The sequence below is a fragment of the Sphingobacterium sp. LRF_L2 genome (assembly GCF_965644235.1).
In the GTDB taxonomy this organism is placed as follows: domain Bacteria; phylum Bacteroidota; class Bacteroidia; order Sphingobacteriales; family Sphingobacteriaceae; genus Sphingobacterium.
The window spans coordinates 429325-449319 of the sequence record NZ_CBFFRI010000003.1 but is presented as its reverse complement, the minus strand read 5'-3'; the positions used below and the strand labels follow the sequence as shown (position 1 = coordinate 449319).

General features: G+C 39.9%; 18 protein-coding genes. 15 read left to right on the top strand and 3 right to left on the bottom strand.

Annotation, left to right across the window (positions count from 1 at the left end; genetic code table 11):
• The first annotated feature begins 242 nt into the window (after positions 1-242).
• From ACSZOX_RS07940 to ACSZOX_RS07900, 9 genes are all read left to right on the top strand, one after another.
• Positions 243-800 (top strand): DUF4256 domain-containing protein, encoded by a 558-nt coding sequence (locus ACSZOX_RS07940; RefSeq protein WP_437919331.1) that lies wholly within the window; start codon positions 243-245, stop codon positions 798-800.
• A 245-nt stretch (positions 801-1045) separates the two neighbouring features.
• Positions 1046-2281, top strand: coding sequence for a glycosyltransferase (locus ACSZOX_RS07935; RefSeq protein ID WP_437919330.1), 1236 nt, complete (start codon positions 1046-1048; stop codon positions 2279-2281).
• Positions 2282-2440: 159 nt separating this feature from the next.
• Positions 2441-4180, top strand: a complete 1740-nt coding sequence (locus ACSZOX_RS07930; protein WP_437919329.1) for a GMC oxidoreductase — start codon at positions 2441-2443, stop codon at positions 4178-4180.
• A 7-nt stretch (positions 4181-4187) separates the two neighbouring features.
• A complete protein-coding gene (locus tag ACSZOX_RS07925) occupies positions 4188-4820 on the top strand; it encodes a gluconate 2-dehydrogenase subunit 3 family protein (protein ID WP_437919328.1) in 633 nt (210 codons plus the stop codon).
• Between the two features lie 80 nt (positions 4821-4900).
• The gene (locus ACSZOX_RS07920; RefSeq protein ID WP_437919327.1) at positions 4901-5482 is read left to right on the top strand and encodes a tRNA-(ms[2]io[6]A)-hydroxylase; all 582 of its coding nucleotides are present in this window, start codon (positions 4901-4903) and stop codon (positions 5480-5482) included.
• Positions 5483-5554: 72 nt separating this feature from the next.
• Positions 5555-6598: an LLM class flavin-dependent oxidoreductase gene (locus ACSZOX_RS07915; RefSeq protein WP_437919326.1), complete on the top strand. Its 1044-nt coding sequence runs from the start codon at positions 5555-5557 to the stop codon at positions 6596-6598.
• Between the two features lie 67 nt (positions 6599-6665).
• Positions 6666-7517: a DUF4349 domain-containing protein gene (locus ACSZOX_RS07910; RefSeq protein WP_437919325.1), complete on the top strand. Its 852-nt coding sequence runs from the start codon at positions 6666-6668 to the stop codon at positions 7515-7517.
• A gap of 90 nt (positions 7518-7607) precedes the next feature.
• Complete coding sequence (gene rlmN / locus ACSZOX_RS07905; RefSeq protein ID WP_437919324.1) at positions 7608-8675, top strand: 23S rRNA (adenine(2503)-C(2))-methyltransferase RlmN; 1068 nt, start codon at positions 7608-7610, stop codon at positions 8673-8675.
• 43 nt (positions 8676-8718) lie between these two features.
• Positions 8719-9414: a ComF family protein gene (locus tag ACSZOX_RS07900; protein WP_437919323.1), complete on the top strand. Its 696-nt coding sequence runs from the start codon at positions 8719-8721 to the stop codon at positions 9412-9414.
• Between the two features lie 130 nt (positions 9415-9544).
• On the opposite strand, the gene ACSZOX_RS07895 is transcribed toward ACSZOX_RS07900, so the two are convergent.
• A complete protein-coding gene (locus tag ACSZOX_RS07895) occupies positions 9545-9931 on the bottom strand; it encodes a VanZ family protein (protein WP_437919322.1) in 387 nt (128 codons plus the stop codon).
• A gap of 197 nt (positions 9932-10128) precedes the next feature.
• On the opposite strand from ACSZOX_RS07895, the gene ACSZOX_RS07890 reads away from it, so the two are divergent.
• From ACSZOX_RS07890 to ACSZOX_RS07865, 6 genes are all read left to right on the top strand, one after another.
• Entirely contained in the window at positions 10129-10461 is a 333-nt protein-coding gene (locus tag ACSZOX_RS07890) for a PadR family transcriptional regulator (protein WP_437919321.1), read from the top strand.
• Between the two features lie 35 nt (positions 10462-10496).
• Complete coding sequence (locus ACSZOX_RS07885; RefSeq protein WP_437919320.1) at positions 10497-12230, top strand: PspC domain-containing protein; 1734 nt, start codon at positions 10497-10499, stop codon at positions 12228-12230.
• 56 nt (positions 12231-12286) lie between these two features.
• Positions 12287-14710 (top strand): TonB-dependent receptor domain-containing protein, encoded by a 2424-nt coding sequence (locus ACSZOX_RS07880; RefSeq protein ID WP_437919319.1) that lies wholly within the window; start codon positions 12287-12289, stop codon positions 14708-14710.
• A gap of 152 nt (positions 14711-14862) precedes the next feature.
• Positions 14863-15450, top strand: a complete 588-nt coding sequence (locus ACSZOX_RS07875; RefSeq protein ID WP_437919318.1) for a TIGR00730 family Rossman fold protein — start codon at positions 14863-14865, stop codon at positions 15448-15450.
• A 97-nt stretch (positions 15451-15547) separates the two neighbouring features.
• A complete protein-coding gene (locus tag ACSZOX_RS07870; RefSeq protein ID WP_437919317.1) occupies positions 15548-16369 on the top strand; it encodes an ATP-binding protein in 822 nt (273 codons plus the stop codon).
• 132 nt (positions 16370-16501) lie between these two features.
• Complete coding sequence (locus tag ACSZOX_RS07865) at positions 16502-17803, top strand: UDP-N-acetylmuramoyl-tripeptide--D-alanyl-D-alanine ligase (RefSeq protein WP_437919316.1); 1302 nt, start codon at positions 16502-16504, stop codon at positions 17801-17803.
• A 33-nt stretch (positions 17804-17836) separates the two neighbouring features.
• On the opposite strand, the gene ACSZOX_RS07860 is transcribed toward ACSZOX_RS07865, so the two are convergent.
• Together ACSZOX_RS07860 and pafA are read right to left on the bottom strand one after the other, a co-directional pair.
• Positions 17837-18289, bottom strand: coding sequence for an RrF2 family transcriptional regulator (locus ACSZOX_RS07860; RefSeq protein ID WP_437919315.1), 453 nt, complete (start codon positions 18287-18289; stop codon positions 17837-17839).
• Between the two features lie 64 nt (positions 18290-18353).
• A complete protein-coding gene (gene pafA / locus ACSZOX_RS07855) occupies positions 18354-19994 on the bottom strand; it encodes an alkaline phosphatase PafA (protein ID WP_437919314.1) in 1641 nt (546 codons plus the stop codon).
• Between the last annotated feature and the right edge of the window lies 1 nt (position 19995).

Below are 19995 nucleotides of genomic sequence, written 5' to 3'. Positions count from 1 at the left end.
TCAAAAAGTTGCAAAATTGTCTCAATGATAATTGAGATGTTCAAAGGATTTTAAGGGTAATTTTAGGTTGCTCATTTTGTTAATCCATTTGCGATTTACCGGAGATGGAAGTTTGTTCGCTCGAGGGCGCAAAAAATAAAAGCATAGTAAAAAATGTTTTCTTATCCGTTATCTTTGATTGAACACTGTAAAAATGAAAAACGCTAAGGTTTAGTAAGATATCTTCAAGCAACAAAAGAAAAATGAAAAAAAAATTAAACAAAGAGCAGCAAAATGAACTTTTACATATTTTGGAAGAACGATTTGAAAAGTATGGAAGTCGACATGCTGATTTAACCTGGGATGAGGTTGAAAGAAGATTGCTATCTCAAGTGGATAAATTGTGGGCACTAGAGGCTATGGAGGCCACAGGCGGAGAGCCAGATGTGATTGCAAAAGACCCGGTAACGGGGGAATATATTTTTTATGACTGTGCTATAGAAAGTCCAAAAGGACGCCGCAGTATCTGTTACGATCGGCAGGCTTTAGAGGCTAGAAAAGCAAATAAGCCAGAAAATTCAGCGGTGAATATGGCGGAAGAAATGGGGATACAAATTTTAACAGAAGAAGAATATAGACGCTTGCAACAGTTAGGGGAGTTCGATCTTAAAACATCCAGCTGGGTTGCTACACCTGCAGGGATAAGAAAAAGAGGTGGTGCAATATTTTGTGACAGACGTTATGATCAAGTTTTTACCTACCACAATGGTGCGGACTCTTATTATGCTGCTCGTGGGTTTCGCGGATTACTGCGGATATAAAGTAAGGCTATTTTGTTGTTTTTTATTGATTTGGCATAATACTTGAATGCTTTCTAAAAGCAAATAGCGCTACTTGAGGCTTTGATCACAGTAGGCAGTTGGTTTGTTACCGAAAAAGATAAAGTAATACAGCTTAAATAAATGAGAGTGGTGCACGTATGTGCACCTTTTTTTGTTTTTAAACATTGCCTCTGCTCGTATTTTCTTTGCTTTTCGTCGTGACGGATAATTTGTATTTTAGGCCAATGCAAACGATTCTTTTTATTGGATTGGTCTGGCCAGAGCCTCAATCGTCGGCGGCAGGAACCCGAATTTTACAGCTTGTAAACCTTTTTGTGCATCGAGGATACGAGGTCGTGTTTGCTAGTGCTGCCGGTAAGACGCCTTACAGTTTTTCTCTGGAAAAACAGGGTGTTCAGGAGCAGGCAATTAAGCTAAACGATAGTAGCTTCGATGATTTTATTAAACAATTGAAGCCTGATATCGTGGTGTTTGACCGTTTCATGATTGAAGAACAATACGGATGGCGTATTAGGCAAATTGCTCCAGATGCGCTAACAATTCTAGATACTGAAGATTTACATTTTTTGCGCGCGGCACGTCAGGATGCTTTCAAAAAGCAACAATCTGTGGATGTATACAACGACATAACAAAACGAGAATTGGCGGCTATTCTACGTTGTGACTTATCGTTAATAATAGCCGAACGTGAACAAAACATCTTGATCGAGAAATTTAAAATCTCTCCGTCTTTACTGTATTATTTACCTTTTTTAGAGAAAGAGATTACATCAGGTATCGCGCAAGAATGGGCATCTTTCTCGATGCGTAAAAACTTCTTGTTTATTGGTAACTTCCTGCATGAACCCAATTGGCGAACTGTACAGATTCTGAAGACAGATATATGGCCGTTGTTGAGAAAAAAGTTGCCTCTTGCTGAACTCCATATTTACGGGGCATATGTAAGTGAGAAGGTTTCTCAGTTGCATAAACCTAAAGAGGGCTTTTTTATCAAAGATAGGGCGGAAGATGCTCGACAGACAATGGAAAATTATCGTGTGCTCCTTGCGCCAATTCCTTTCGGTGCGGGAGTAAAAGGAAAGTTTATTGATGCCATGCACTCGGGTACACCATGCGTAACAACATCGATAGGCGCTGATTCCATGACTGCCGATTTCAACCAGTGGAACGGTTTTGTGGAGGACAATCAGGACGCCTTTGTAGAGAAAGCAATGGAGCTTTATGAAAGACAACATATCTGGGAAAAGGCGCAGGAAGCGGGTGTTCTTCTACTAAATGAACGCTATAGTGAGGATAAGTTTAGCACCCCTTTTGTTTCGCATCTAATACAATTAAAGGGGAGCCTCAGGGAGCATAGACAACAAAATTTTATAGGACAGATTTTACATACGCAGCAACTTAATAGCACTAAATATATGTCCTTATGGATAGAGGCTAAGAATAGGGGGACTTTCAGGTAAAATAAGGGATTTTTAAAGTGATTCTTGGGGACGGTATCAAAAAAGATACGGTATGCCATGCTTATGAGCTCAATTCTTTTTTCTATATTTAGCTAGCTAAATGGTATTAGTAACGAATACCGACATTTGAACCTTTTTCGTTTAAAATCATAGAGAGAGATGATGACCGATTATCAAATTAAAGAAAATGCAGAAGTTTATGATGCTGTTGTAGTAGGATCTGGTGCGGGAGGAGGCATGGCGGGCTATATCTTGGCGCAGGCAGGTCTCAAAGTGTTAATGTTAGAAGCCGGGCCTTTTTTTGATCCTGCTAAAGATGCTTTACAGCTTCGTTGGCCATGGGAGTCGCCGCGTAGAGGGGCGTCGACAACACGACCATTTGGAGATTTCGACGCCGCATTTGGAGGCTGGCAGTTGGATGGCGAACCTTACACGACGGTGGGAGGAACGGAATTTGAGTGGTTCCGGGCTCGTATGTTAGGGGGAAGGACAAACCATTGGGGGCGCATATCCTTGCGAATGGGACCTGACGATTTTCAACCGACAGACGGGATCACAGATCCGTGGCCTATTACTTATGATGAAGTCAAACCATTTTACGATCGTGTCGATCGAATGATCGGAATTTACGGCACAGTGGAAGGAATTCGCAATGAGCCAGATGGAATTTTTATGAAACCACCTAAACCGAGGCTTAATGAGCTTTATATTGCGAAAGGAGCAAAAAAAGCCGGGGTTCCTGTTATTCCTGGAAGAGGTTCCGTGTTGACGGAAGCCTCTCCTGAAATAAAAGGCCGAGGGACTTGCTTCTATTGTGGGCAATGTGGAAGATCATGTAGAGTATACGGAGATTTTTCATCATCTTCTTGTTTAGTTATGCCTGCCATGAAAACAGGAAATTTAAAAGTGATCGATAATGCGATGGTTCGAGAGGTATTAACCAATGACGAAGGTGTTGCTGTCGCTGTTTCTTATGTAGACACACGGGATCTACAGGAATATGTTGTTAAGGGAAAAACTGTCATCTTAGGAGCGAGTGCTTGTGAAAGCGCGCGAATTATGTTGAATTCTAAATCATCGGCACATCCAGCTGGGGTTGGAAATAGCACGGGCTTGGTGGGGCGTTATTTACATGATTCTACAGGCGCAAGTTTGTCGGGATTTCTTCCACAGCTTATGGATCGCAAACGTTACAACGAAGATGGTGTAGGGAGCGTACATATTTATTCGCCATGGTGGGAAGATAATAGTAAGCTCAGCTTTCCTAGAGGTTATCACATTGAGTATGGAGGAGGTCTTCGTATGCCCTCTTATGGATTTCTAAATTGGGTGCCTAGCGTCAATGGGACCACAAAGGGAAAAGAGGGGGCGGTTAAAAAAACAGGAGGCTACGGCACTTCGCTGAAACAAGATTACCGCAAGTATTATGGTGCTAACGTAGGTATGGCGGGAAGGGGAACGGCGTTGGCAAGGAAGGAAAATTATTGTGAGATTGATCCGAATACGGTGGATAAATTTGGTATTCCTGTATTGCGCTTTCATTACAAATGGGCGAACGAGGAAGTCGCTCAGGCGAAGCATATGCAGGAGACCTTTCAGTCGATTATGCATGAGATGGGTGCTGTTATTACATCAAATATTCCTGGGGCAGATACCCTTTATGGTTTGGAAGCTCCAGGGAAAATCATACACGAGGGCGGAACAACGCGTATGGGAAATGACCCCAAGACTTCGGTTCTGAATAAATGGGGACAAGCGCACGATTGTAAAAATTTATATGTGGTAGATGCGGGGCCTTTTGTACAACAAGGCGATAAAAATCTGACTTGGACAATCTTGGCTCTTTCGATGCGTACAGCAGAGTATATTTTGGAACAAAAGAAAAAATTAAATAGCTAGTATTGTTATGAATAGAAGAGATTCCCTAAAAGCTTTAGGATTGATAGCTGCCGGGTCTGGGGTGATCGCGACGGCATGTAAACAAGACGTAAAGAAAGACTTATCTACAACACCGACAGATCGATTGCCGGGGGTGCAAGATTTCGAACACGAGAGAACACAACAACTATATGTAGAGACATTTTTTACAGCGCATGAAATGGCAACCATTACCGTGTTATGTGATATTATTCTTCCCAAGGATGATATATCGGGGAGCGCCTCTGAGGCTGGAGTGCCTGATTTTATAGAATTTATGGTAAAAGACTTGCCTGTACATAAAATACCTATGCGTGGTGGATTAAAGTGGATGGATGTGCAGTCGCAGAAACGGTTTGGAAACGTTTTTATCAAATGTAATAAAAAGGAACAGCTGGCTTTGGTCGACGATATTGCTTACCCTGAAGATGCAAAACCCGAAATGCAGCAAGGGGTTGCTTTCTTCTCATTAATGCGGAATTTAACATCAACTGGATTTTTTACAAGTGAGTTGGGTGTAAAAGATATTGGTTACGCAGGAAATAGACCTGGTGTTTGGAATGGCGTTCCTGCTGACGTACTAAAGGAACATGGTTTCGATACCGAATCTTTTTTCGGTTAGACATGTACAGTTAACTAAACGCTCGAAGAAAAAGGGCTAATTGAATTTTTGTATCTTTGGAAAAACGATACGCAAAATATATGTTAGGTTTAAAACTGTTGACAGATCCGCGTTGGGCAAATATTGCGGAGTCTAATTTAGACGAGATTTTAACGGATCATGCTTGGTGTGAGCAAAAAGCTGCTTCCAACGCGATAACATTGATCACGCAAAACCCTGAATATGAAGATTTAGTTCATGAACTCACCGCGATAGCGATTGAGGAAATGCAGCACTTCCAAATGGTAATTGATATTATCAAACAGCGAGGTTATACGTTGGGACGGGAGAGAAAAGATGATTATGTGGGTAGACTGTTGAAATTCGCGAAGAAGGATGGCTCTAGAAACCAGGCTTTTATTGATCGTTTGTTGTTTGCTGCAATGATTGAAGCTCGAAGCTGCGAGCGTTTTCGGGTACTTTCCAAAAATATAGAAGATAAGAATCTTGCGCAGTTTTATTATGATCTTATGGTGTCGGAGGCAAATCATTACACCACTTTTTTAAATTTCGCTCGTAAATATAGCGTAGATGTAGATGTAGATAAGCGTTGGGAAGAGTGGTTGGCTTTTGAGGGGGAGCTTATTCAAAGTTATGGAACGAAAGAGTATATTCATGGTTGATATTTCTTGATTTAGATCAATGTACATTCTGATAGAGGGTTTTACTTTTGTAAGAGAAAGGAAAAGCAAAAAATGATCGAATTAGGAATAGGAATGTTTGGGGATGTTCAGGTAGACTCCGCAACAGGAAAAATACAGCCTGCAGCTGAACGTATGCAGCAAATCATCGAAGAAATCAAATTAATGGACCAAGTGGGACTAGATTTCTTCGGAATGGGAGAGCATCATCGGGCAGATTACGCGGTATCTTCTCCAGAAATCATTTTGGCTGCTGCAGCCACAGTTACAAAAAACATTAAGTTAGGAAGTGCTGTTTCTGTGTTAAGTTCGGCAGATCCCGTAAAATTGTTTCAAGATTTTGCATCTGTTGATATTATCTCAAACGGTCGTGCAGAGATTATGGCAGGTAGGGGCTCTTTTATCGAATCTTTCCCCCTATTTGGTTATGATCTAAAGGATTATTCCGAATTGTTTGATGAAAAGTTGGAATTGTTGCTTCGTTTGAACAAGCAGGATACAATTACTTGGTCAGGGAAATTTAGAAAACCGTTGATAAACCAGGAAATATTCCCACGACCTGTAAACAACTCGCTTCCTATATGGGTCGCAGTAGGTGGGACAACCTCCTCCGTCATACGAGCAGGGAGATTAGGATTGCCTGTAATGTTTGCTATTATCGGTGGTGCTCCCGAGAATTTTAAGCCGTTGTTTGAAGTATATCAACAAGCTTGGGTGGATAATGGACATGATCTAAAAAATCTTCAAGTTGGGGTTCATATGCACTCGTTTTTTGGAGACGACAGTAAAGCTATTGCAGATAAATATTACCCAATATATGCAGGACAGATGAATCGAATTGGCGCATCTCGTGGATGGCCTCCATATCAGCGGTCGCAGTATGATTTTGGGCGTTCTATACATGGACATCTGCTGGTTGGAGATGTCAATGAATCGGTTGAAAAGATTCTTCATACCATTGAGATGTTTGGTTTAACCAGATTCTCTGCTCATATGGATGTAGGTAGTCCTGATCACAAAGACATGATGCGATCCATAGAATTATTCGGTTCAGAAATCGCACCAAAGGTTAAAGCTGCCTTGAAGAAAGCGGAATAGACCAAATTTTTTCCATACTGTATGGAATAGAGAGAAATGTAGCATCTTACTAACTAAAGAACAAGTTATGAAAAGACTATATTTTTCTCTATTTCTTTTTATGTCCTTGCTTAGCTGTGGGCGAAAAGAGGAGCAGGTAATCCAACAGGAACCTCAAACGACGGAAATTATGCTGGAAGATGTGTCGAATGGAGCCAGTTCATCAGCACTTGCAGCGACAGCTACACCCTCAGGAGCCTCAATGTCTGCATCTGTAAATAAGAAAATTGTTCGATCAGGTCATATTGCTATTGAATCAAAAGATGTGATAGCAAGTAAGAGATTTGTTGACGGGTGTTTGAAAAAATATCAAGGGTATTATGAACAAGAATCATCTTCGCGCAATCTAGACTATATTAATTATACATTGGTTGCCCGTATTCCAGCGGCAGAATTTGAAAGATTTATTCAATCGGTAGAAAATGGGAAGCATCGGCTTACGGAAAAGTCGATTAAAGCTGATGACATTTCTTTACAATATTTCGATACGGAATCTCGCCTGAAAAGCAAACGCAGCTATTTGGAAAAGTATCAACAAATGGTGACTCGAACGAATACGGTGAAGGAACTTTTAGAGATTCAAGAGCAAATAAGACTTTTACAAGAAGAAATAGATAGTCAGGAGGTATTGATGCGTTCGTTGAAGGATCAGGTTGCCTTTAGCACCTTAACCATTCAGTTATTCGAATACCAAGCAAACCTTCCCATGGGTACAAAGTCTTTTTGGTCTGAAATGCAGACGGCTCTTGCCTCTGGCTGGAAACTGATGGCTTCATTTTTTCTTGCTGTTTTGAATGTTTGGCCGTTCATTGCCTTATTTATCTTGTGTCTTTTAGGTTGGCGGAGATTTCGTCGTTCCAGACGGAGGAAATGCACTTAAACTCTAAAGGATTGTATTGCTGATATTATTACACAAGGACTACGGAAGAGAATTAGGAGCATATGTAATTTTGCGTATCTTTGTATCGTCATGCAGCAAAGTAAATTAATAGATATCAGGAGTTTAAGTTTGTCGGAGTTAAAGGATAAGCTTACAGCAATGGGAGAACAGGGATTTCGGGCTAAGCAAATCTATGAATGGCTTTGGGTAAAGTCTTGCACTGACTTTGAGGATATGAGCAACCTCAGTAAATCGCTTCGGGAATCTTTGAGAAATAATTTTGAGATACGCGCTGTGCAAGTGAAACAATCGCAAATTAGTGCGGATAAAACGATAAAGAGCAGTTTCACGTTGTATGATGGCAATATTATCGAGGGAGTACTTATCCCCACACCTGATCGTATGACTGCCTGTGTTAGTTCTCAGGTTGGCTGTAGCCTCACCTGTAAGTTCTGCGCCACAGGTTATATGGACCGCAAGCGGAATCTACAGTCCGACGAAATCTATGATCAAGTGGTACTAATTGCTAAACAGGCAGAAGAACGTTATCAGCAGCCGCTTACGAATATTGTGTATATGGGTATGGGAGAGCCTTTGTTGAATTATAGTGGTATGATGAAATCCGTAGAACGTATCACCGCTCCGGATGGCTTAAACATGGCTGCTAAACGTATTACAGTGTCTACAGCTGGTATCGCCAAGATGATTAAAAAATTGGGGGATGATGAGGTTCGCTTCAATCTAGCTCTATCGTTGCATGCCGCTAATGATCAAAAAAGGAACGAGATTATGCCAATTAACGAGCAGAACTCGCTAAAAGCACTGGCAGAAGCACTCAAATATTACTACGCCAAAACAAAAAATGCAGTAACATTCGAATATATTGTCTTCCACAATTTTAACGATGGCCTGGAAGATGCGAAAGAACTCGCGAAGTTTTGTCGGAATGTCCCCTGTAAAGTAAATATTATTGAATATAATCCTATTGCACTGGCAGATTTTCTCAATGCCGAAGCGGATAAGATCGAAATGTTTGCGGATTATCTACGTAGTCAAGGCGTGATCACAAACGTGCGCCGTAGCCGAGGAAAAGATATTGATGCTGCCTGTGGACAATTGGCAATAAAAGAAAAAGATACGACTTTGATTGAAAACTAATTAAATAGGATGTACATTTGCTTAAACTACCAGTTATAAGCATATGGAAATTAAACGTTATTGGGATAGCTTCGTGTCTATTCTTTTTCCTCCGTTATGTGCTTCTTGCGAAAATGTTTTGCTACAGCAAGAAGAATTGCTATGTACCTTGTGCCAGTTTCACCTACCGATCAACGATCATTATCTCTTTAAAGACAATCCGGCGGTGAAAAGATTGCAAGGAAAAGTTGCTATAGAGATGGCTGCGGCTTATTTATCATTTGCCCAATCATCGTTGGTGCAGACAATCATCCATAAATTAAAATATGCCAAGGCATACGAAATAGGTATCTACCTTGGACGGCATTTTGGTAATCAGTTATTGGAATCTCCTTTCTTTCAAACGGTGGATCTGATTGTTCCTATACCGCTACATCCGAAAAAAAGACGAATAAGAGGGTATAATCAGTCCGAATATATTGCCCAAGGAATTGCACAATCGTTATTCCTCCCGTTAAACACAACAGATTTTATAAGAGCAATACATACAGATAGCCAGACAAAAAAAGACAGAATAGAACGTTATGAGAACGTGGAGCATGTATTTGCCTGCTTACGTAAGGATGTATTTGAGGACAAGCATATTTTGCTTGTAGACGATGTGTTGACTACAGGAGCAACCGTATCCGCTGCTGCAAAAACTTTTCTGGACGAGGTCAAAAATTGTCGTGTCTCTGTTGCGACGTTGGCGATGGCTTAAAAGTTACTTCTGTTTACCTCCGTAAGCAGAAGGACAATTACATCCCTTTTTAAAAATGGAACAGGATTGGAGGCAACAAAAGGTCAACAACGAGACGATCAGATAATATAAGACTCTTTTTTGCATGAGGCTAGTAAGGTTGTCTGGTCTGATGGAGTAGAAGATAAGCAAGAAGTGCCATTCCTATTCCCATGTAATCTGAAAAAATATCCCACCAATCCGCTTGTCGTCCAAACGATAAGTAATATTGTATCGCTTCCGTCCCAAATGCAAAAATGCTAGAAACCAAGAATGCAATAAAGAAAGTTTTTAATTTCGAAGCTCTTCTTTTTGATTGAAGTATAGAGCCGAAAAGGAGCAATACTGTAAATACAAAGAAGAATCCACAATGTGCTAATTTATCAAACCCATCAAAGTAGTTTGTGTTAGGTAAATCCTGTGCAGGAAGACCCATTAACAGCAACATTACGACTCCCCAAATAATCGCCCAAGCGTAATTAAGTAGAAATCTTAGCATTACGTATAAAAGTCGTGTTAATTGGTCAACTTTCAAAAAAATCCTCGAAAAAAAAACAATTATTACGATTTCTTAATATATAATTCACCGACGATTATTTTTTTTGTGCTGATTATCAATCGTTTGCGATTTGTTTTGTATTTTTATAGTACTATGTATTGCATAGTACAGTATAAAGCATATATCTTTGTATTGTTATGGTAGCGGAAAATACACAGACCCAGATGCGGAAGGGGATACTTGAATATTGTATCCTTTCGATAATTTCCCGAGGGGAGATCTATGCTTCAGATATTATAGGCGAATTAAAAAAAGCGCAGTTGTTGGTGGTTGAAGGAACATTGTATCCTCTTTTGACAAGATTAAAGAATAACGGTTTATTAAGTTATAACTGGCAAGAATCTAGTTCTGGACCACCCCGAAAGTATTATCAAATAACCGAAGAAGGAAGAGAAGTGCTGTTTAAACTTGATGTTACTTGGAAAGAACTGGTTTTCGCTGTGGAGACATCATTGCAAGGAAGAAACTAACTATACTAAAATCTAAATATAATAAAAATACCGTCATGAACAAGACAATCATCATAAACATAAATAGTATCGTTTTTCATATCGAAGAAGACGCCTATGAAGCGTTGCGGTCCTACATGATTGATATCAAGAAACATTTTGGAAATACGGCTGAGAGTAAGGAGATACTAGAAGATATAGAGAATCGTATCGCAGAGATGTTTAACGAACGGATCCAAACAGGCCGTAAAGAGGTAATCAACTTAGAAGATGTACAACAGGTGATCATCCAAATGGGGCGGGTTAGCGATTTTGAAGAAAGTAGTGAAGAAAGCGGCGAAGAAGCATATGCGGAAGGTGCGAAACAGGGTGCAACGGGAGAACATACTGGTCGCAAGTTAATGCGTGATCCAGATGACAAAATATTGGGAGGCGTATGTAGCGGACTAGCGCATTATTTTGGAATGGAACCCCGTTGGCTTAGAGTGCTCTTGATTTTGTTTGTGTTAATTGGGGGATCTGGATTTTTGGTTTATATTATTCTTTGGATTGTAATGCCTACCGCCGAAACACGTGCAGATAAGATGTCTATGCGAGGTGAAGTTCCTAATTTACAGAATTTTAAAAAATCATTTGATGAAGAAGTTAAAAACTTTTCTGAGAATTTCTCTGGTGCTGGAACACATATCAGTAGGGGGGCTCGTGGAGTAGGAAATGTATTGGGAGGATGTTTAGGACTTATAGGAAAGGTGATTGCATGGTTGATGTTGATTTTTACGGGGTTGAACATCTTGGGCTTATTTATTTTCTATGTATTTAATTTGATGAACTTGTTTGGTCTGGAAAATCCAATTGTTTTTCCGCCGCTAGAGGTCCTGCCAGCAGATGACGCTTTTATCGCGCTTACATTTGGTTTTCTGGCAGTTACTATTCCTTTTCTAGCATTGTTCCTTTGGTTAACACGTGTGCTGTTCAAAACAGATCGCCTGAATAATTACTTGTCACTAACGTTGTTTGCCGTATGGATTGTGTCGATCGTAGGCGTGATTTACTATTGTATAAGTGCTGCGCAAGATTTCCGGGAGGAAAGTACAATCAACGTGCAGAAGAATATTCGGGCGCAAAAGGTATATTCTTTTACAGAAAAAGATGTCCGGGTGCTTGATGCCAGTGAGAAGGATTCTTTGCGTTCGAAATTCAATATTCAATTGGATGGAAAAGATTTACGAAACTCTCTACATAGTAATATTGAGTTGTATTTTGAAAGTATAGATTCGTTAGGTCAACCCTATATTCAATACAACTATTCGGCCAAAGGAAAGACCTATCAATTGGCAGCTGAGCGAGCGGGGGATATTGTTTACGGCGCCATACAAGAAGGAAATACAATTTTGTTTCCTAGTCATTTCTTGCTAAAGAAAAATACATTAGATAGAGACCAATATGTGCGTGTAACGGTTTATTTGCCTCGGGGAGCTAAGGTGGTGCTTCATCGTGAGCTGGAGTTTAAACTTCGCGATATCTCTTATTGGGAATGTCTTGAAAATTATGAAGACAAAGACCATCAAAAGTATACGGAATGGACCATGACATCGACAGGCTTAGTTTGTGCACAAGCGAAAAAAGATGATGATGATGAACGGGAAAATGTAGATGAAGAATCTGACGAAAAACAGGTTGTTGAGCGCAGAGATTCTGTCATAACTATCGATGGCTCCAATGTGACGATTGAGGTTAAAGACAATAATGTAAAGATTAAAGGAAAGAAAGAAGATAAAAAGTCGAATTAAACGTTACTTCTTCCTGTCTTGTCGTGTTTGCAAGGCAGGAAAGTATTATTAAAAATATGAAAAAAACATCTACCAATCTCATTTTAAGTTTTTTTGTCTTATTGCTGATGTCATTCGGGGCTCGGGCCCAACAGGGTGAAATTAAAGGAACGGTTCGAAATGAAAAAAATGGACCTTTGACGAATGTGACTATATACTTGCTCACGGCTAAAGCAGAAGCTATAATCAAAACGGGGATATCTGATCAAGAGGGGGAGTATCACATTAAAAATATCCCGAATGGTGCATTTATTATTCAATTATCTTCTGTAGGATATGAGCCGTATAAATCGGATACCTTGAAGATCAATGGCCAGTCCGTCGTTCTAGACGATGTGCATTTGTTGCCCCAGTCGCAAACAATTGGTACTGTGACTGTAGAAGGAAGGGTTCCGCTGGTGCAGCAACGTGATGGTAAATTGATTCTTAATGTAGAAAATTCTACGCTCGCTGCAGGAAATAACGCTTTGGAGGTTCTCCAAAGAGCTCCAGGTGTAAGTGTGGATAAAGATGAGAATTTGCAGCTGATGGGGCAACAAGGTGTCAATGTGACAATCGATGGTCGGCAGACTTTTATGAGTGGTGAACAACTGGCGACATTCTTGAAGGCTATGAATGGCGATCAGATAAAAAGTGTAGAGGTAAGTACTGTACGTAGTGCAAAGGACGATGCTGAAGGTTCTGTGGGTACGATTAATATTGTGCTGAAAAAAAATCGCTTGGAAGGGTTTAATGGAACCTTTATTGCGAGTGCTGCACATGGAGAACATCCTCGTGGAAACTCATCGCTGACTTTAAATTACAAAAAAAATAATACAACTTTATTTGGTTCCTACGGTTTTACACGAAATAAACGTCAGTTTGACCTGGATCTCGAGCGTACCATCCCTTCTGAAAAAGTTGGCGATCGTGTCTTTGATCAGGAAGCAGGCCTAGTCGAAACAAATAATAGCCATAATTACAAAATAGGAATAGAGCAAAAAACGTCTGAAAGGAATACCATGTTATTGCAGTTTTCGGGTGATAACGATGATGAGAGATCATTGAATGTGAGTGAAACGAATATCGGCCCTTCTTTAGGTGTCATCGATTCTATTCTAAAGGCCAATACCTCCAGTAAGACACCGTTCAATAAATATTCTGTGAACTTTAATAACGAATATAGACTGGATACTTTAGGTGGAAAGTTAACGCTGGATTTCGACTGGAGTGCGTTTCGTAATAATTCCGATATTAACTATGCCTTTGAAACTTACCGACCGGATGGAAGTTTGTTTTATCCTATTGAAGAGTGGCGAACGGGCATGCCTGTAGATATTGATATTTATGTTGGGAAAGTCGACTTTATGAAAAATTTAGGTAAAGGGAAATTTGAATCCGGCATAAAATATAGTAGAGTCAAGTCGGATAACAATCTTACTTTTGAAGAGTTGATTAATAGCATATGGCAAGACACTTCCGGGCGGTCGAATCATTTTGTCTATACCGAACAGATAGCTGCGGCATATGTTGATTATAGTAGAATGTTTGGAAAGGCAAGCTTAAAGGTGGGTGTACGTGCAGAACATACAAGCTCTGATGCCAACTCTATAACAGGAAATACAGTGAACAAACGTAATTATCTTGATTTTTTTCCATCATTGAGCAGCTCCTATACGTTTAGTGAAAATCATATTTTATCATTCAGTTATGCGAGGAAGATTTCAAGGCCTAATTATCGGTATCTGAACCCTATGCCCTATTATATTGATAAGTTCACCTATATGTTGGGTAATCCGTACTTGACTCCAGAATATACCAACGGATTTACACTCAATTACACACTATACAAAATGTTTAATGTGAGCTTGGGTACGGATATTACAAATGATGCTATGGTCGAAAGCTTGGGACAGGATACTGTTTCTGGAGCATCCTGGATTAAAAGAGAAAATTTAGCAAAAACAGTAACATCTTATCTGAACCTAAATGCTCCAGCACAAATTGGAAAGTTTTGGACTATGAATAATAATCTAACGGGTATTTATATGCATTTTAAAGGGCCTATTGCTGGCGATTATGCAAACCTGGGATCTGTTTTTTTTCAGGGAAGGAGTACGAATAATTTCAAAATAAATCAACGATTTTCTGCGGAGTTATCCGTCAACTACAACAGTTCTTTTTTATACAATGTATATAAAATTCATGCGCGATGGGGAACTGATCTAGGTGTAAATTATAACTTTAAAAATCAACGGAGTTCCTTAAAATTGGCAGGAACAGATATTTTTAGGACACAGAAAAACAATGTTTCAACGAATTTTGGGAATTTCAACTCTCAATTCCAACAGTATAACGATAACCGGGTGATTCGTTTGACTTACACATATAAGTTTGGAAATTTGAAACAACAAATAAAACGTACAAATATGGATTCCGATGAGAAAAGTCGAGCCATGTAAGTCTAAAGAAGGTATTGAGGATTGTAAAAAAGCCGAAGATGATTTCTTCGGCTTTTCTTTTACAACGATTATCGTGGTGAAAACCAGGTCAAAAAGCGATGATAAAAGTCGTTAATATTAGGCATTCAAGGCACTATTGTTTATACTTGTGTATGAAAATTAAAAGTATTGTTGTTTTTTGCGCATCCAGCTTGGGTAATCTTTCTGTTTATCGTGAGGAGGCGACATTAGTTGGACAAACATTTGCGACGAAAGGGATTCAACTGGTATATGGTGGTGGAAAAGTTGGGCTTATGGGAGCTGTGGCAAATGGCGCATTAGACGCTGGCGGAGACGTTGTGGGTGTGATCCCACACTTTTTGAATTCGAAGGAAAGGGAACATCACGGTGTGACGAAGTTAATCATTGTAGACAATATGCATGACCGGAAACGTATAATGCATGAGTATGCTGAGGGGATTATCGCTTTGCCTGGAGGATTTGGTACGCTAGAAGAACTTTTTGAGATGATAACCTGGGCACAACTGGGGCTACATAGCAAGCCTGTTGGTCTTTTGAATACCAATGGGTTTTATAACCATTTGATCGCATTTGTCGACCATATGGTGAATGAAGGCCTTCTAAAAAAAGAGAATAGAAATATGTTAATTGTTGATGACTGTATAGAATCTCTTTTGGCAAAGATGGAGCAATATGAGGCACCTGTTATTCCTAAATGGATAGATGAAAACGAAATATGAACTTTATGCCAGAATTTGGGTTATTTAACAGCGTGAAGACTGGTAAACACGCCAGCAAATGAGACGACAGAATGTATAATTTAAAGAACTATAAATGATGATGAAGCGACTATTTTCTATAGGATTAGGTTTGAGTTTATCCGTGATGGCCTTTGGTCAGCATCAACTAACGGAGCTTTGGGAGACAAAAGAATTACCAACACCTGAATCCGTTCTTTATTCTGCCAAAAATAACCTATTGTACGTCTCGTTGATTGACGGCGAGGGGTCTACAAAAGATGGTAAGGGGGGCGTAGCGATACTTAACTTAGACGGTAGCGTGAAGGACCAACATTGGGTGACCGAATTGAATGCCCCAAAAGGCTTAGCTCTTTACCAAGACCTTTTGTATGTGGCGGATATTACAGCTGTTGTTGTGGTTGATGTTGTAACAGGGAATGTTGTGAATCAAATTGAATTCCCGGATGCGGTATTTTTGAACGATGTGGCTATTGACGATAATGGTGTTGTTTACGTTTCCGATACGAGAAAGGGACGGGTTTATCAAATGCGAAACAATAAAGCTAGTGTGTATTTAGAAAATACACCGTCCGTCAATGGGTTGAAATTTTTGAACGGCCATCTGTATGCTTTGGTGGGGCCTGAACTATGGAAAATCGATAGTAATAAAAAAATCACGACTGTAGCTAAAGGTTTTGAGCTGGGAGGCGATGGATTAGAGCCTGTAGGGAACGGTAATTTTCTTGTAACTTGTTGGGGTGGCTTGGTTTATTATGTGAAGGGCGATGGTAGCTTTGAAAAGTTACTGGATGTCCGGGGAGAAATGAATACAGCTGACCTCGGTTTTCATCCGCAAACGAATACTGTTTACATACCGACATTTAATAATAATAGTGTGAAAGCGTTTAAACTTAACTAATTTTCATGATTATGAGTTTGAAGAAGGTGTTTAAGAAACGGAAGTTTTTAAACACCTTCTTTTTGTGATCTTATGAAGAAGAAACCAAAATTTTAAGAAGAGGTTTGATTACCTTTGTTTAAAATGCATAATATGACGATAGAAAAGTTGTATCAATACTACAAGGAAAGTACGTCAGTTTCTACAGATACACGAAATATTGCCTTAGGATCGATTTTCTTTGCGTTGAAGGGCGAAAAGTTCAACGCTAACGAGTTTGCTGCGAAAGCTTTGGAAGCAGGAGCCAAGTACGCGGTCGTTGATGAGGCCCAATACGCGGTTGATGGGCGCTATCTGTTGGTTGATAACGCGCTAGAAGCGTTGCAGGAATTAGCTAAAATGCATCGTAGGCATCTCTCTATACCTGTTATTGGTATTACAGGTACAAATGGAAAAACAACAACGAAAGAGTTGTTGTATTCCGTGTTGTCCCAAAAGTTTAACGTGTATGCAACAAAGGGAAATCTGAATAATCATATTGGTGTTCCGTTGACATTGCTAGCAATAGATGACACAATAGAAATTGCTGTTATTGAGATGGGGGCTAATCACCAACTAGAAATTGCATTCCTTTGTGGGATCGCTGATCCAGCCTATGGTTTGATTACAAACGTGGGTAAAGCGCATTTGGAAGGGTTTGGCTCGTTCGAAGGTGTGAAAAAAACGAAAGGAGAGCTTTATGATTATCTCAAGCTAAAAGATGGAGTACTTTTCTTACAGGGAGATAACCCGCATTTGGTTGAAATGGAAGAGTCTCGTCATATTCATAAGGTCGTACGTTATGGCTTTTCTTCAGGAAATAACATCGTAGGGAAATTGAATGTTGCTAATCCATTTTTAACTATTTCTTGGTCCTTGGGAGACACGGGGGCAGTACACACGGTCTCTACAAAGCTGACGGGATCTTATAATACGGAAAATATTTTGGCAGCAGCAGCAGTAGGAAACTTTTTTGGTTTAACAGATGTACAGATTAACGAAGGTATAGCACTGTATACACCAACAAATAATAGATCACAGTTAACAAAAACTGACAGGAATTTAATTATTGCAGATTATTATAACGCGAATGCAAGCAGTATGGCCGCGGCATTAGATAATATTGCAGTGATTCATGCAGATCAAAAAGCTATCGTGTTAGGCGATATGTTTGAGATGGGGGAGGAGTCTTGGGAGGAGCATCGTAAAGTAGTTGAGGCTGCTTTAGCGATTCCTGCACATCGTATCATTTTCGTAGGAGAGGCTTTTTATCAGCATGGGAATGATAAAGCTGAGTTCTATCGATCGACGGAAGAAGCAAAAAAAGCACTGGAGTTTAAACCTGTTGATGCAAGTACAGTTTTATTGAAGGCTTCTCGAGGGATGGCGTTTGAGCGTTTGATTGACGTCTTGTAAAAAAAACGAGCTTCTGAAAAGAAGCTCGTTTTTTTATTCCGGTTGTATGTCTATATCAAAAGACAATTGTTTTTCTTTATTGATGAGCTGCGCAATACTGGTATCATTTAAAATTTGTAGCATCGCATTTCTGACTTCAACGAATGTGTCTCGAATGCCGCAAGCATGCTCTTCTACACATTCTTCGCAAGAACGGTAAAAATTTAAGCTCACACAAGGCAATAAAGCAATGGGGCCATCGATCAACCGCATAACCTGAGATAAAAAAATGTCTTCAGGAGCTTTATTTAAACTATATCCTCCACCAGCTCCTTTCTTGGAGTATAAAATACCAGCATTACGCATTTCCAAAAGAATTTGTTCTAGAAACTTCTTTGGGATACGTTCCTCTTCTGCAATTTTAATAATTTGCATCGGCTCTTTTCCATAGTTTCGCCCTAGAACCATTAGCGCCTTAATCGCGTATTTTGTTTTCTTAGAAAGCATACGTTTTCTTTTATCGAATTATATTCTGTATTTACAAAGGTACAGAAATTTTTCGCTCTTCCACCTATTGACCGAGCACCTCTACAATGGGTTTGCCGATATTTCCATTTGGCTCCATAACATGCAGTAAGGAGGAAAGGGTTGGAGCAATGTCTACAATATGTACCTCTCTGTTACTCACACCATGTTTGATTCCCCAACCCATAAATACAAGAGGAATGTGGGAATCGTAAGCCGTCCATACACCGTGGGTAGTTCCTGTTGAACGAGGAGAGCCTGAATACCATTGTGGTTCTGCAATAATTTGTATTGCACCACTATTTTTTCGATTATATCCATTGATGATCTTCTCCCGGATAGGAGCAGGAATAAACATGTTTTCACCATCTTCCATATCTATCACATAGGCTATTCCTTCCTCTTTTTTCAAAGTTTTGATAATGACTTCCTTAACATCTTTTTCTTGGAGCTGCAAGGAGTCGATAAGTGGATAGTTTAAATGTACTTGGTAATTCATTAAGCTACGGACAAGTTTATCACTGCCGAATCTGCTGGCTAACGCATCGTTTAGGTTTCTCTTAATTTGACGGTCAAAGAGGTAACCCCCATTCCCTTTTTGATCGGTATAATACATGGGATTATAGGAAGCTGCATGATCTGCAGTCAGAAATATTGTATAGTTTCCTTTACCGATGTTCTTGTCTAGATAGGATAGGAAATCTGCAATATCACGGTCCAGACGGAGATAGGTGTCTTCTATTTCTACTGCCGATAGCGAATAGCGATGCCCTACATAATCCGTGGCAGAAAGACTCACGCAAAGAAAATCGGTATTGTTACTCGGATTTCTTCCTAATTTTTCATTTTCTATAGCTGATTTTGCAAAATCTAATGTGAAAGTATTTCCCTGAGGTGTAGTTTTAATCAATTCGTAACCTGCATCTTTCATTAACAACGATGTTTTTCGAGGAAATGTTGGTGTTGACTCCCCGGCCCATTTTCCTTCATATGGGTTGTCGTCAGCGATGCTATTGTTTGTGTAGGTATCGATAGGATATAAAGTATTCCAATCTTGTTTTAGGTATTTCTCAGCGAGCTTTTTTTTGTTAAAAGAGGTTACCCAATCCGGCAGGTTCTTCATATAAAATGAACTGGAAATCCAGTCGCCGGATTTACTCTCAAACCAATAGGCCGCATCTGCAAAGTGTCCTGCAGGAAGAATTCCTCCACGGTCTTTGATTGCAACACCAACGACTTTGGATTTAAAGTTTGTTGCTAGCTTGAGCTGATCCGTTACGGTAGAGGCCAGTAGATTTCGGGGCGATTGTTGCCCTTCTTTTTCCGTTGTTCCTACGCCTTGCACATTATCGTCTTGTGTGCAATACATCGATTGTCCAGTAGATTGAACGATCCAGTCATTTCCCGCTATCCCATGAATAGAGGGCACGGATCCTGTGTATACGGAGCTGTGTCCAATCGCGGTGTAAGTCGGAATATAATTGATAATTGTGTTTTCGCAAGAGAAGCCTTCATTTAGAAGACGTTTGAAGCCGTCATTTCCATAACGGTCTGAGAATCGATATAGATAGTCCCATCGCATTTGATCAACCATTAAACCGATCACCAGTTTTGGCCTGGCCGGCTGAGCAAAGGTTGGTAAGGCAAGCGCAACACTCAGTACGCTTGTAAAGAATGATTTCCACATA

What these genes read in the sequence shown, in the direction of transcription:
- ACSZOX_RS07940 (WP_437919331.1), top strand. Translation starts at nt 243, where the DNA reads ATGAAAAAAAAATTAAACAAAGAGCAGCAAAATGAACTTTTACATATT.
- ACSZOX_RS07935 (WP_437919330.1), top strand. Translation starts at nt 1,046, where the DNA reads ATGCAAACGATTCTTTTTATTGGATTGGTCTGGCCAGAGCCTCAATCG.
- ACSZOX_RS07930 (WP_437919329.1), top strand. Translation starts at nt 2,441, where the DNA reads ATGATGACCGATTATCAAATTAAAGAAAATGCAGAAGTTTATGATGCT.
- ACSZOX_RS07925 (WP_437919328.1), top strand. Translation starts at nt 4,188, where the DNA reads ATGAATAGAAGAGATTCCCTAAAAGCTTTAGGATTGATAGCTGCCGGG.
- ACSZOX_RS07920 (WP_437919327.1), top strand. Translation starts at nt 4,901, where the DNA reads ATGTTAGGTTTAAAACTGTTGACAGATCCGCGTTGGGCAAATATTGCG.
- ACSZOX_RS07915 (WP_437919326.1), top strand. Translation starts at nt 5,555, where the DNA reads ATGATCGAATTAGGAATAGGAATGTTTGGGGATGTTCAGGTAGACTCC.
- ACSZOX_RS07910 (WP_437919325.1), top strand. Translation starts at nt 6,666, where the DNA reads ATGAAAAGACTATATTTTTCTCTATTTCTTTTTATGTCCTTGCTTAGC.
- rlmN (WP_437919324.1), top strand. Translation starts at nt 7,608, where the DNA reads ATGCAGCAAAGTAAATTAATAGATATCAGGAGTTTAAGTTTGTCGGAG.
- ACSZOX_RS07900 (WP_437919323.1), top strand. Translation starts at nt 8,719, where the DNA reads ATGGAAATTAAACGTTATTGGGATAGCTTCGTGTCTATTCTTTTTCCT.
- ACSZOX_RS07895 (WP_437919322.1), bottom strand. Translation starts at nt 9,931, where the DNA reads ATGCTAAGATTTCTACTTAATTACGCTTGGGCGATTATTTGGGGAGTC.
- ACSZOX_RS07890 (WP_437919321.1), top strand. Translation starts at nt 10,129, where the DNA reads ATGGTAGCGGAAAATACACAGACCCAGATGCGGAAGGGGATACTTGAA.
- ACSZOX_RS07885 (WP_437919320.1), top strand. Translation starts at nt 10,497, where the DNA reads ATGAACAAGACAATCATCATAAACATAAATAGTATCGTTTTTCATATC.
- ACSZOX_RS07880 (WP_437919319.1), top strand. Translation starts at nt 12,287, where the DNA reads ATGAAAAAAACATCTACCAATCTCATTTTAAGTTTTTTTGTCTTATTG.
- ACSZOX_RS07875 (WP_437919318.1), top strand. Translation starts at nt 14,863, where the DNA reads ATGAAAATTAAAAGTATTGTTGTTTTTTGCGCATCCAGCTTGGGTAAT.
- ACSZOX_RS07870 (WP_437919317.1), top strand. Translation starts at nt 15,548, where the DNA reads ATGATGAAGCGACTATTTTCTATAGGATTAGGTTTGAGTTTATCCGTG.
- ACSZOX_RS07865 (WP_437919316.1), top strand. Translation starts at nt 16,502, where the DNA reads ATGACGATAGAAAAGTTGTATCAATACTACAAGGAAAGTACGTCAGTT.
- ACSZOX_RS07860 (WP_437919315.1), bottom strand. Translation starts at nt 18,289, where the DNA reads ATGCTTTCTAAGAAAACAAAATACGCGATTAAGGCGCTAATGGTTCTA.
- pafA (WP_437919314.1), bottom strand. Translation starts at nt 19,994, where the DNA reads ATGTGGAAATCATTCTTTACAAGCGTACTGAGTGTTGCGCTTGCCTTA.